A 15,984-nucleotide genomic window follows, 5' to 3' on the forward strand; every position below is an offset into this window, starting at 1 on the left:
AATCAACTTAAAAAATTTTACTTTCATAGTCCAAAACCATTTCTATTCCATATAATTTCTTACCATCAATATGATTATTTTCTTTAAGAAGCTTCTTTAAATCCTTATCTTTTTTCATTTTTTCTAAATCTATCTTTATACTCCATTTGCCTTTAATATCATTCATATTTAAATTGATATTATTTACCATTCCAATATCTTTATTTAAATTGATTACAGTCTCTTTCATACCTAAATTTTCAATTGTTATGAAGTCTGATTTTATTGGTAAAACAATATCTTTTAATATATCTAACTTCATATATATAGCTTTAACATTAACTTCTCTAAAGAAACTAAGTTGGGATAATGAAATGTCAAAATTAAAACTCTGTAGTTCTTGATTATCACATTCATTTATAAACATATTCCATTCTGTAGAAAATATCTGTTGTAAAGGAAAATAAAGTCCGCCTACATATGGATAACTTTTAGATAACAATTCTATAACCTTTTCTTTTAAATTTGAATCCTCAAGAGCTGTATATTTTACATTGATTATTACATCTGATATACTATCAAAATTAAACCTATTCGTTTCTTTTAACATCTCAAGTTCCCAGCTAGAAACAACTCCTGTACCTTCAAATGGTAAGTATCTCTCATCATTAAAATTAAGCAAGAACATTCCACTATCATCAATACCTTTTGATATGGCAATTTTTTGATTAGGCAACCAATTTTCTCTAATACCTTCTTTTGGTTTATTTCCAATTTTATTACCCAACAGGTAAGTTACAACTTCCAATAAAGGTTTTGTAACAACACTATTGTTTTTCTGAACTAATGTAGCTTTAATATTTTGAAATGGACCAACCACTGCTGGCACAGATATAGATATACTCTTAATTTTTCGTAAATAATGTCCAGGGAAATCATAATCAAACATTTTTTCAGTCAATTCAAAACTACATTTTCCAAATGATTTGAGATTTAATAATGCTTCAGGACTAATCATTGCCAAAGATATAGTTTTTTCTACTTCTAGACCCCTCTTATTTTTATTATAATAGGATGCCTCCATCTGACTTAATGCTAATTGAAGTCCTTCACCTGCCAAGAGTCCCTTTCTCATACTATCCCAATTGTTAAAATTTATAAATTTATCATCGCAACCAAATTCAAGTTGATAAGCTTTCTCAGCTACATGAGCCATATTTAATCCTATTTGGTACATTTGCCAATATATTAAACTTATTCTACCTACCATCCAAGAATATAAATCTACATTATTAAATTTATTTTTTAGAATATTATAAACTTCATTACCCTGTAAAATTGTTTTCTTATGTATTTCAAGCTCTTGTTTTGCGCTTTGGACTTTTATTTTAAGAGTCTCAATCTGTTTCTTAATATTCTCAATTTCATAATTAGCTAATTCTTTGTTAAGTGTCCAATCTTCTTCTCTTCTATTATATCCAGCCATTGTTAAAGAGCGTTGTGCTTCATAATTTGAGATAGATGCCCCTATTTCTGCTGCACCTGCCATTCCTTCTAATACAGCTCCTAACTGCTGTCCTCCATACGTCATGGCAAAAGGAGAACCTACTTGTGGAACTGCATATCCAATGCTTGAAGATGTTTTAAATATATTTGCATAAACTTGGAAAAATAAAGCTACTCCCATTGCATCTAAATTTGTTTGTTCTTCTTCTGAAAGACCATCTTTTATTGAATTCTCATAATATGTTTTCTTATGTTCTGCACTCTTAAGGGATTGATCCATTGACTTAATAGTTTCATTTATCTCTTCTATTTGCTTCTCTTTTGTTACTGTAACCATATTTAAAATATTGTTTTCTTGTATTGAATGAAGCACTGCCATACTTTCTGCATCGTTTTTTTCAATTGTATTTAATAAACTTGTTCCAAGTTGACATATATGCCCTGCAAATTCCTTTGCTTTTTCAATTAGAAATGAAAAACGATAATTAGAAAGTTCTATATCTAGTGATTCTGCTAATGAATTTACATTATTGATTGAACTTGCAACCCTAGAAAGTAATTCTGGTGAAATTGGTGGTTGATATAACTCCAATAATCTCTTTTCACCTTTAATATTCATTGAATGTCTAATCTTATTTAATCTATCATCCACTATATCCCAAAGTTTTATAAGTTCCTCATTTTCTGGTATTCCAAAATAAACATCTATATTATTAAACCCTAAATCAACTTGTATATCTGAATTTATATTAGATATATGATTTTCAAGGTCTATCAGAAATTGAGGTATACCACCTGGACAATCTTTATATTTTGTCTGTATAGACTTAAATGTTTCTACATTTTTTTTGTCATGTCTACCTAAATTAACTGGTCTTTCTCCCAATAAGCTTGATGCTAATATATAAAGCATCGTTGCAGAAGTTATAGATTCCCATGTATCTTGCATAAATTGTTTATCAGCCCACTCTATTATATTTTCTATATATTGAATCACAGTGTACTTTTCATATGCTCCCATTCTTAGTCTAGCAATAGCATGTGGGTTAAATGGGTCATTATTATAAACTTTCATTGCAGGATTACTGTCATCTAAAGTATCTATAAATTCATCTAAAACATGAGTACGAAATAGTTGGAAATTCCAATAACAACTTGATGGTGTAGCTAAAAGCTTATTCATCAATATATTTCTTACCATGATTATCATTTCATTATTTAAACTGCATTCTGTTAAAAAACTAAGTTCTGTATTTAATTTAAGTTCTGGGTTTACTCTTCCATTAGCATCAATAATAGGATATGCTGGATTACCTATTTTTTTAGTATTTAAAACTGACAGTACATCTTCAGACATTTTATCAGTTATTATATGCTCAGTTTCTTTTGAAAAAGTATCTTTAACTATTTTTGTTTCTGGATTTGTTGGATTAAATACATATTGATACCATCTTTGCGCTTGAGCATAATTTTGATTATTTCTCAGATTATGAGCTAATAACATCGGTGCATGATAAAAAAGTTCCCAATAGTATTCACCATAAAGCCCATCAAAATCTACCTGTACACCATCAATTGCACTTGGATAGTTTATATAATCTTTGTTTGGTTCAAATCTATCAAAAGGTAAAACAGGAACAACTGGTATATTTTGAGAATTAGTACTAAGAAGCATATCAATTCCACCTATAAATATACGTTTTTGTAATATTTTTGTTGCACTTGTTGACAGTCTAGTTATATTAAATTTATATTTAGATAGGTCTGACATATTCTTATCTTCATATAAATTTTCATATTTAAGTGTTACTGGTACAGGTGAATGAACTAGTTTTTCATAAATATCATAAATCTGATTTACCTTAATAATACCTTTCTCTATTTGATTTTTTAGAATCAACTTAACATCTGGATATGTTAAATTATTTCCATCTGCTCTACCATGTGAATCTATAATTTTATAATACTCAAAAGTATTGTAAATAGTTTCTGATACACTCTTACTAATATCCTTATTTACAAAACTATATTTATTTACTATTGGAAAATTCATCAACATCCTATAGATAGATTTTTTTGTTGTGTCATCCAACTGAGCATTACTCAATATTATTTCTATTATGTTGTAATCTATATTCGAAACTTTAACTATATTATTTTCATCCAATAACCCATAATTTTTCAAAAGTTTTATACATTTTATTGATTTATCATAGTTAAGACCAAGTGATAAAAAAGAACTTACACTTGCTGGTGGTCTTGTAATTATTAGCCCATCTGATAACATGCTAAACCTTGGAACTGAAATTTTATCCTCTGGAGAAATCATAAATGTTTCATCTACATTGTCAAACACAAAAGAACCAACTTGGTTATATATAGGCATAACAGAAATATCCTTTTGATTTATATTATTAAATATATTTAAACCACCAACATGGCTAAACAATACTTTTTGTATATCTAAAAGTTGATTAGGACTAATTTCTTTTGATACAATCCTATTTATAAGCACTATTTCCAAATCTAATGTACTGAGATTTGATTTTAATATCTTACCATTATCATCAATTATCTTACTTGTTTTTAAATCATTAAAAATCTTACTTGATAAACTAAATTCAATTGTATCTGATGTAAAAGAATCTGACTCAACAAAGCTTTCCTCTATTTGATGCGATAAGTCTTTCATATCGGATAGATAATTATCATAAATTACACTTTGAGAATAAACAATCCCAAGCTTATTATTAAATTTATCTATAATAGGTTTATAAGGTATTTGATATTTATTTTGTGAGTATCTATCAACCAATAAAAATTCATTTTTTAATAATAGTGGTTCATTGTTCATATTCATATTAAATGAATATTGATGTTGAATAGGTAAGTAACCCGTATTATTTGCTAAAACCAATCTATTAAAACTTTCCCCTATTTCACTTAACTTGGATTCAAAACAATACTTATTTGTACCATCATCATTGATTTGCTTTATTTCAATTACCTTTCCAGATTGATTTGCAAATGGTCCATAAAGTATATTTATACGCTCAAAATCCTTTGATTTTTTATCAAACGCTTTAAAATTAGATGCATTAACGGAAAATGCATTTACTTTAAGCCAAGAAATACTATCCATTTCAAAAATATTTTTAAAAGGCAGTTGATTTTTTATTGAATCCTTGTCAGAGTAATCAGTATAATATACCAAATCTTCTGATAATATATTTTGAGGATTTACCCACTTCTGTTGAATATTTAAAAACGAATAGTACATATCCATTTTAAATGTTTTGCTATTATTAGATTTACTTACTGAGCCCACCACATCTATGGATGTACTTTGATTTTCTTTTAATTCCACCCAGAATATGAATAGTTTGTTAAATGCAAATACTGGAGTTATATAGTGTGAATTTATAGCTAAATCTATTTTTTTCCATTCAGTCCAAGGCATCCCCTCTTCTTGATAACAATAATAATATATATATGGTTGTTGACTTGTTCGTCCAAATAAAAATAAGGTACAAACATCTCCACGCATTGAATCTTTATATGTACAACGATATGAACTTGCTATAGTCAATTTTGATATATTTGAAAATTCTTCTATATAATCATTATAAATTGTCTCTATATATGCATCTGTTATTTCAGATTGAGATAATGCACTTTCTAACTTATTAAATATTTCTGACTTTGTATGTCTTATTGATGGTAATAAATAATTTTCTGGATACACAAAAATTTTTCTATTCGCTTCCCACATTCTATAATTCATAATCCAGGACCACCAAGATTCAGGTATATTTAGTGACTCTACTCCTTTTTCCATTTTTAATCTACATCTTTGAAGATAAAGTTGAGTAGCATTTAATGCTTCTACTATATAAGAAATCTGCGTAGAATCATCCATTTCTACATCAATTAATAAATACTTATAGACATCATTTGATGTTTTAATATCTACAAACTTTTTATTGAGAGTATACAAAGTGATACTAAGCAAAATATCTCGTTTAGAACCTTCTATAATTGCTTGTAATTTTGTATTTATCGATTTCCATTCTTCTATACTGTATGTCCCTTTTACTTTTTGTACTGCCATATTCGAAATGTCAACATATTTAGTCCAATTTTTTTCTTCATCCAAACCTGATAATGTAAGAATATTGTCTATAAATGCATTATCAGACTTTAATTTATTAACTATGTCAAAACAGCTTTTTAGTTTTTTTATCAAAATCACTAAATTTTGTTCTTTTGAAAATTGCTTCGATATTAACTCATCTATTTGAGATTTATTCCAATTAGTTGCTATTGACAGATATTTTGTACTATTTGTTTCTTTTTTTGCGCTTGATTCAATAAAATTAAGCATGTCATAATCTACATCATCAAAAGTATATAAATACTCATTAATCAAATAAAAATTCATAATATTATCTATAGAATACAACTTAAAATCATTTTGGAAACCATAATAGTTCGGATACTTAATAATACTTTCAACAAGCTTATAATCTGGTGCTATTTTAGTTACTAAGTTAATCCATCTTGAACAACATCTTAATACCTCTATAACATAAAACTTATATTTCTCAGGGTTAGAATAGTTTATAAATGCTTCTGTCCAATATTTTATACCCTCAGGTAAAACAATTGACTTTTTAAACACAATCACTAAATATTTTAATAACTCTTTTTCTGTACCTAGATAATCAGACATCATTTCTATAATTTCATTTTCTATATCTAAACTTGAATCTTTTTTTATGCTCATACATAATGACTTTAACCAATTATCAATACTATCTTCTTTGAATATTTGCTTTACATACTGACTTTCTTCTCCATTTATAAAATAGTTAAAGTTGTATACGTTGATTTTAGAATTTTCTATAAAACTTACAACATTTTTAATGCAATAAATATCATCAATAGAAAAAACCTTTTTAGTATCTAAGTGGCATAGCTTAAGCAATATTATATAGGTTTCAATTTTCATTTTAAATTTTCTTGCAAGTAATGAGTGTCTATATAAAGCTGATAAATTATCTACAGTTAATTCTATATCTGCATTTAAATCTATGTTTGCATTTTCTTTAAAAATTGTGATAGCTAAAAAATTTAAATCTTCAATTGACATAATTAAGCTACTGGAAAGCCATCTTGAAATTTTAATATTATTTTCATCAATTTTAGCAGGATTCCAAAGTTTTAAATTGTCTATATATAGAGGGTTTAGTTTATTGTTTTTAGGATGATATGTAGACTCAGTTTTTTTAGTTTTACAATTATTATATATGACATCAAAAGGTACTTTTGACTTTAATAAGTCATTGCCTTCTCCATATGTTTTTATTGGAGCAATAAGTGCACATAAATCTATTACATCAAGTTCCATATCGCTCGATAATTTTAATAAACGGGATATATCTGTAATAGTTTTTTTTGATATTTCTATATTTTTATCATAATAATGAATTGAGTTTATCATCCAGTCTAAATCCATAAAATTTAAAGAAGTTACTTTACTTAGTCTTATAAATCTATTTAATCTATCGAGAACATCATTATTGATGTTTTTAATTGAATTTGATAGATTATTATTTTTATTTTCCTTATTGTCATCAATATACAAATATTTTTTGTCTAAAAGACCTTGATTTATATAAAAATTATGTGCTATATTATTATCTTTTTCGTTCTGTGAAACATTTTGCATTAGTAATTCTTCAAGTTGATTATATTTTAATTGTGTTACTTTTAGTAATGTTTGTGTATTATTTAATTCTGCTAATTTAGCTTTATCACTCATACCATAATAGTTTGCTAATTGATTATCATCTTTAAAACTCTGTGTTAAAATATTATACTGTTTTAATGAAATACCTAACCTTTCTCTCTCAACTTCGTTTTGTTCTATATCCCAAGTTTCATATATGTCACTCAAATTTAAATTTTCTTGATTTAGATATACTCTTATCTGCTCCAAGTTTAAATTAAATGGGAGATTAAATGGATACACAGTTTTTGTAGCAAGAACCTCAAATATACTTGTGTCTTTTGTATTAAATAAAGTTTTAATACAATCATACAAACGTTCATTTACTATTTTTAGATATGGAACAAGATTATTTGCATTTTCACATGTAAGAGGTATCTCTTGTAAATCAGGCCTTCTATAATTTAAACTCAGGTCTTTATCAATAGTATGCTCATTTGGTTTAGTTATATATTTATCTATTATTCTCATTAAATCTACGAAATACGCAGCAGGTCCAAATATTGATTTACAATCTTCACAATCACAAAAATCTAAATTTCCGAACATCTCTTGGTAACTAGGTAATTTTTCAAAATATCTAATTGTATCATCACCTATTGTATTTACTTTGAGATTTCTAAAATATGGAGATGCAACTGTTGTTTTTATATTTACTAAGAGATTCATTACTTTATTCTGTATTGATATTGCATTTTTATAAATTTTCCTAGCAGTTTCTTTGCTTATTTCTAGTTTAGTTGAATATGTATTAACAAAATACTCTTCTTCCATACTTGCAATTTGTTGAGCTGATATTAAATCATTTTCAATCAACTTTGAATGTATACCTTCTGACGCATGCAATTGATGTAATCTTTTTTGTATCATAAGGTTTTTTAAAAACACTTCTTTATTAACTCCATCTAAATTTAATTTATCTAAAGTTTCTTTTTTATGTAACTCAATATCCGATAATTCAAAATCTGGATTATTACCATAAAAAACATTGAGTTGCTCTTTTTGTGTCAGCTTGTCCTTATCCATAGTATTCTCCTTTCTAAATTTATATTATACACTTAAAACTTTTTTTAACTTATAACCAACCTTACTAGCAACAAAGTTAAGAAATAATGGAGCTAATATTACAGAGGCAACATATCCTACTTTTTCAAGTGTACTTAAAATCTTTCCATACCCTTTAACAGTTTTACTTTCATACCAAGTGTTCCACCACTTACTATTACTTATCCATGGAGCTTCAACTTCTCTACCTTCTTTATAAAATTTTATGTTTTGCATAAAATTTGCATCATTACGTCGTTTATATATAAATCTAAGCTCTCTTTCTGTATAGCTTCTTTTTTCATGAGTATTGTAGCATATACTTCTTATATTCAATCCATCTAACACAAACCTTATAGTTTTTCCTGATGCAACAGTAAACAACATTCCTGCTTTACACCCAGATATGATTCTTCTTTTTATTGAAGAAGGGCTACTATCTCTAGGTAATTTACTTCCTAAAAAATTATGCTCTAGAAAAGCCATAAATCTAGATACAATAGGAGTTCTTATAGTCATCCCATTAATTGCTACTTTACCTTGACCATAAGTCTCACCTCTTTGCACTCCCAAAAACAAGTTATTCATATTGTCCACTACTATGGGTCCTACACCTAAACGGCTACGTCCATTAGCTGCTCTAACTTCATTCATATAAATATCTTTAGACCTTGATTCATGCAATCCGTAAAGTAAATCATCTCTTTCAAAGGTAAAATTATCACCTATATCCATTCCAAAATCATCACTATATCTAATAGGATTATTTATAGTAAATGTGTATAAATTTAAGCCATTCACTTTACCAGCAGGGTCAGCTGAAACCCATCTCCCAATATGAGACGCATAATACCTTTCCCCATAATAATATAGTCCTGTCGATAAATCTCTCTCTTTTGCTGAATACCTGTATTCCTTTAGATTAACTTCTCTATCATCTTCTCCTAAAATCAGAGCTGTTCCACCATATGGATAGTATTCCTCATAAGTTATTAGTTCTGCATTTTCATTTATCTCTACACAATATGAGCCATTACTATTATCTAACTGATATTTAAAAAAGTACTTATTAGTATTTTTAGTCTCTCGTTGTCTTTCATCAATATTCCAGAAATAGATCATTGATATACATTTCTTATCATCCATTACCTTTATAGATTTTCTACTTAAAATTATAGTTTCATTTTTATTATTTATCCTCTTTATCTTTTTAATTTCAAAATTACCAATATAAAATTTTTCTTCTATCTCAAAAATATTTGTATTTATCTTTCTTTCACTAACTTTTCTTACACGTTGACCATTTGCATCATATATATAATAATCACTATCACATATTTCATCTTCTCTAGTTAAAGTATCTACATGAGATATATTATTTTTGTAATTCCAGCAAATTTGAGAAATAGTTTCTAAGTTTCTCATATTACCATTTTCATCAAAATTAGTTTCATAATATAATTCATCTTTATTTCCATACTTGATGCCACGAGAATGATTTGATTTTTTATCAATATCAATAGATTTAATCCATGTTAAACTATCTGATATATGCTTTATAGATACTAAATTTTCTGAATCATCATATCCGTACATCTCTCTATAATTTTCAATTTTTTCACTATCATTTATATGTAATGTTCCTAGTTTAATGTATTTTGAATTTCCAAAGCCACAACCTGATTTATCTGCAATAACACCTGAATGTTTCCTCCCAGTTGCATTAATTAATTGATACATAGCATCGTATGTGTACTCCATTACAGGACTTATTTGTTTTTTGCTTTTTAATATTGCTTCCAAAGAACTATCTATTATAGTCATAACATTTCCACATGGGTCAAATATATATTTTAACTCTTGAAATGTGCTCATCTCATTACCTTTATCTGCCTCATTTTTATTTATTGTCCTTATAGACTTAATTCCTCTCAACCTATAATCTATATCATCGTAAGTATACTGAGTAATTAAACCATTATTCATATAAATCTTAGTTCTTTGCTTATTTGCATTGTACTCTATATCTTTTATAAAATTGTATTCTTTGTTTTCTTCAGATAAAAATACATCTACACCATTTAATAGACCTAATTGATTATACTTGGCTTTATATATACTTAAATCTGGTGTAATTTCTATTTTTAATCTTTCAAGTGCATCATACTTATATTTAGTATGAAATACATCTTCTTCAAGCTGAACACTACTTATTTTATCCCAATTAATTTCATTCTTATAATCGGAAGCAAACTGTCTACTAACACTAATAGCCTTACCATTCAAATCATAAATATCTGAGATAGCTATACCTGCACTATCATAATGTTTATAAATTTTGCCTATTAGGTTCCTACTTTTCACCTTTTTAATATCTTGATTATAAAATTCTCCATAAACATACTTTTCTACAGTTTGATTTATGTTTAGACCACTTTCACATCTTCCATCAACATAAATTTCTTTAATTCTTTGTAGATTATCATAATATATTTTTTTATGAAAACCTCTTAAGTCCCATAAATGTGTAGGCTTATTATACATATTTAATAGGTTTAACTTTATACCTGCATCTGCACTTTCTACATAAATTTCATTACCTTTCATATCATAAAAATACTTAAAATTACAAAAATCTGTTTTTTCACTAATGTTTGAATAATACAATCTTGCATCTACACTACGCTTAATCTTACCAGTTACATCTATATCATTAAACGTTGTTAGACAACTCTTTTTCATAAAATCTATTAACTCATTACTGCAACTTTCATATTTCTCATCTATCTCTAATTTAAAATTACTACTATATGGTTGAAATTTTTCAGATACCCATCCACTTAAAATTTTGTTTTCTTGAATCTTGCTTGGTTTTATATATTCCTTACCCAAAAGCTCATTCCATATATCATCTACACTTATACCTCTTTTACAAGCTATCTCTTTAAATGAATCCTTATAAACTTCACCTAGGTTATCCCTTATAAATAGATATTGATTTCCCATATTATCAAATACTTTTTTTTCAGGGGTATTATAAAATTTACTAGCTTTTAAAAGTGCTTTTTTCTCATATTCTTGTTCTACAGTAGGATTTTCAGGATAATTATTTATATATTCATTGAAATAATCTGAATCTACTAATGTGTCATTTTCATCATAGTGAATTTCCTCCCATGGAGAATACTTAACTTTAGTAAATACATTCTTTACTATAGAACATTTTGATGGTATACCTTTAGCTTTTTCAATCTTCACAACCCTAAGAATTGAATCATAATAAATAACTTCTGATGCAGTTAATATATTATCTAGATATTTTTGTTGTTCATATTCAGAAGTTGATGAAAAATATGGCTTAAACTGCTTTATAGGTTTTCCCTTATTGTTGTACACTACTCTTCCGGACACTTGCCAACGTTCATCCACATACCCAGTTGATACTTCTCCTAACTTGTTATATATAAGATTTCCTTTGTTATATAAGATTGCTTTTCCTGAATCAACTTTAGTTTTTTGTTCTATATTTCTACCAAAACCATCTGAAAAACCTATATTAATTTGAACCTTATCTTCTTCCTTAGTTTGAATCTCACTTAAATAATTCTCTCTTACAAGTTGAATAAAGCAAGCTGGTTTTTTATTATCACTCCATTCCCACAAATCATAAAAGAAAAATTCAGATGCCATTTGTAAATATTTTTGATTATTTTTTATAACCTCTTTAAACGTAGCATTCTCTAAATATTTATATATATCTAAATCTCCGTTTCCCTGAAAACTTTCGTCAACAATACCATAGTTAGATTTTGCAATTACCATTGCTAATGGATCAAAAATAACTTGATATATATTACCATTTATATCTTTCAATTGTTTTGGTAAAGTAGTTATATAGTCAATTATAAACTCTGATTCATTTGATATTTGCTCAGACAAATATTCTCCTATTTTAATTGGAAATAATCTATATTCATCATACTCAATATATTTTTTACAATATAATTTTGAATCTTTTTCTATAAATAAATTTTCATTTGATATAGGCATAAAAAATCCATTTTCTTCTCTAGTAAAATAACTTTGAACAAGCCCTCTATTCCACCAATAATTTTCTTTTTTGATATAACCACAATCTTGAACTAATATATTATCATTTATCCTATCCGCAAATATATCATTTACTAAAGTTTCTGGCATAACAGCAAATTCCTGATGATGAAGTAACGCTTTATCAGTTATCTTTCCTAAATCCAGTAAATTATCCTGATGCTCATTCCAAAAATATTTTCTATCACAAGAAATACATCTAGCTTGTACTCTTCCTTTTTTGAAACTTTCATTGTAATTTACTACATTACAAAAAGATTCATTTGTTATTGTTTTGATTTCATCATATGAAAAATAGATTTTTCCATTTAATGATACTTCTCCTATCTCAAATAAACTATGTTCATATGCAATTCCAATTAAATTAAAATCTTCAGTTTCATTTATAAATTTTGTACATTCTGCTGTTATATTAAGGTTGTATTGTTTACTATAAACACTATTTTGGTTTATTATTTTAAACCTTCTTGGGTAATATACTTCACAAGATTTTTCTATATTACCAAACTTATCTACATCTAATATAAATTTGTGTGCTATACGTGGGTCTTTTACTAATCTTTCATAATTGTATGTTATACACTCAGTTGGATGAGAATAAAACACACCAAAATTATTTTCTATTTTATCTTGAAGCTTTACTATCTTAAAGTTAGTTTCAGACACAGTATATGGTATATCTGAAATTTCTATATCACTATCTAATCCATAAGTTTCTTCACGCAAAATTTTTCCAGCTAAAGAGATATATGCCTCTCTCAGTTCTTCTGAATCTTTTTTGTTAATAGAACTATCTAATATAATATCTGGTAGTACATAGGCATCCAAATCTTCAGAAAAAAAGTCTTCTTCATTAAGTTTAGATATATTTTCTAATTGATCACAACACCCTGTATGATACCATTTTTTTATATAAGTAGTAGGTACTATGAGTGGATTTTCTAGACTTGAATTAATCTTTTCTGAGTTCCAATTTTCAACAAACCCAAATCCTCTAAACTTTCGTTCCACATAATCATAATAACCAGAATGATATTTGTAATATTCTGTAAATTTAGATTCTGAAATCTCATCAATAAACTCTATCTTTTCCACTACATGTAGTGGAAATGGTAACTTTGTCTGCCATTCTTTACCTAAAGCCCTATCTTCAAGATAAAACTTTACAGAACTAGAATAAGTTATATTTGTCAACATACCTAAAGAATTATCTATATTAGTTAATAAATATGGCTTTGAGTTATTTGTAAAATCATAAACATAGTGCTTTATTATTTCTCCTACCTTTGTAAATATCATACAAGAAGCTCCATTTCCATTTACATCTTCAAAGTTTATTTGGTCAAACTTTGAGTAATTCTCTGGTAATGGTATTGATATTGCATCACTAAATCTATTGCCACTTAAATTTAGATATATATCTACTCTATCTAAATATACATAACACATATCCATAGTTCCCGAACCATCAATATCTGCAAAATGAATTCTTGATATATCCAAATCTTCATCAAACTTTGGTGCATTTCTCAACAATATTTTTTCTCCAAAATTACCATGACCACAATTTGGCCAACATTCAAAACATCCATTTCGGACTCTAATTCTATGATAAAGACCGTCTCCAAGTACATTACCAAATCCAATAAATTCATTTATGTTTTCACTATTCTTATATGGAAATTCTCCTGAACTTATTCTATTTCCAAAATCAATTCTATTTGCTCTACTAAAACCACTTTTTTTAATAGATGAATACACATTTAGGTAATCATCTCCAAATATAGCAATATCTATTAGTCCTCTTCCATTTATATCAACCATTTCTTTTCTACTGCTTCTTGTAAATTCCATAGGAAAATATTCAAAATCCATATATTGTTTCCAATCTCCATTACTTTCACACTCATAAAATCCTGCTCTTTCTGTTTTTGAAACAATAAAGTTCAATTTGCCATTACCTTCAAGACTCATTAAAAAATAATTAGAGGAAGTTAAATCTTTTTCAATAGGAAACTTAATTGGTTTTTCTAAAAATCCATATTTTCCATCTCCTTCTGCTCTCCAAAAAAATGTAGACTCTTCATTGCTCATTAAAATTCCTGGTAAACCATCACCATAAATATCTATAAAATTAAACTCAGTTTTTTGTAAATATCCTTGTAAATTAGAATCATCTTTTGTTTTTAATAAATTGAATTTTTTATTATTTGGATTAAAACTAGAATATCCTAACTTTATTGGAGGCATAGATTTTAAAAAATAACTATTATCTTTATTCCTTCTGTATCCTTTCAGTTGAACTTCTGATAGCATAGACATTTGCAGTGTTTCTTCATATTTTAAGTTAGTTACATTTACAAGGCATGGTATCTCTCCAAGTTCATTTTCAAATTTATGAAACATTAATATATTTCTACAAAGCCTACAAATTCTTATTTCAAATCCACTTCTATATGACGAAAAAGAATCTTTTCTCACTTTCCACATATTTGTATATACATATGGATTCGACTGACTCGTTTTTAATAAAGTATCTTCTAATTCATATTCACCATAATCAAAGACCACTTCAAAGGCCCATTTTTCTTTTTTTTGTTTATCAAAATAGTTCCCATATCTTATTTTATGTATATATTTATATGAATCAAATCTTCTATCTACATAATTAGATTTATCTATTATATTTTCATTATTTTCTTGTTTATAAATATACTCAATTTTATTTCCTTTTGAATCAAAACTTTCTTCAATAAGCCACATAAATATTTGACTGTCATTGTTTGGATTTGCAACTTTTGAATTTAAAGACTTGCCATAGATTGATGTAATGTTATCTTTTGTAGTAATTTTCCAATAAGAACTCTCTTTACTCTTCCAATATTCTATTCTTGAAAAGTCTCCTTCTACTCTAGGTAAATATGAAGTCACTTCCCATGAGGAATTTAAATTTTTTGATTTCTTCATTTGTTTTCTATTATCACATGTTTTTACAAGTTCTGATGAATTAGATAATATAAACTTATCCAAAATATCCTCATATGTAGGCACACCCTTCTCCGTATTTCTAGATATATAAGGCAATGAAATAGAAAATCCTAATCCAAATGGACCATTCCCAGCACCAGAGTTATAATTTAAAGAAATATCTGGTTCAAAACCTCGACCTTTTGAAGTTTTTATTGGTATAGAAAAATTTCCAACTCCTGTAAATGGATTTGAACTAAAAGTCTCACCCATACCTTTTATTGCGCCACCACCTTTAGGCATAGATACTTCACCTATAGAAATTGTTCCATTGTTAAACACACCTTTATTATTACTTTCCATATGATTAACACCGCCTATAATTTCATTAGATTTTCTTTTTATATCCTTTTTTCTAAATTTTCTGATAAATTATATTATAAAGTATATAGATATTTAAAAGAATATTCAACAATTTATGCGTAACTGGTCGTCTAAAATGTACATTTGGTCAAAACAATTATTTTATAAAAAAAAGTTATATAGTTAATACCTGCCACAAAGCTCACGTTAAAAAACATAAGTAT

The 15,984-nt window shown here is 27.0% G+C and carries 2 protein-coding genes; both read right to left on the minus strand.

Annotation, left to right across the window (positions count from 1 at the left end):
- Window positions 1-7: 7 nt before the first annotated feature.
- The gene (locus IC218_RS07875; RefSeq protein ID WP_227824181.1) at window positions 8-8,302 is read right to left on the minus strand and encodes a neuraminidase-like domain-containing protein; all 8,295 of its coding nucleotides are present in this window, start codon (window positions 8,300-8,302) and stop codon (window positions 8-10) included.
- A 24-nt stretch (window positions 8,303-8,326) separates the two neighbouring features.
- A complete protein-coding gene (locus IC218_RS07880) occupies window positions 8,327-15,760 on the minus strand; it encodes a SpvB/TcaC N-terminal domain-containing protein (protein ID WP_227824182.1) in 7,434 nt (2,477 codons plus the stop codon).
- Between the last annotated feature and the right edge of the window lie 224 nt (window positions 15,761-15,984).

Source organism: Clostridioides sp. ES-S-0005-03, assembly GCF_020658455.1.
In the GTDB taxonomy this organism is placed as follows: Bacteria; Bacillota; Clostridia; order Peptostreptococcales; family Peptostreptococcaceae; genus Clostridioides.

Bases quoted from the DNA above. Each gene is read 5' to 3' on its own strand.
- IC218_RS07880 (WP_227824182.1), bottom strand. From the start codon at position 15,760: ATGGAAAGTAATAATAAAGGTGTGTTTAACAATGGAACAATTTCTATA.
- IC218_RS07875 (WP_227824181.1), bottom strand. From the start codon at position 8,302: ATGGATAAGGACAAGCTGACACAAAAAGAGCAACTCAATGTTTTTTAT.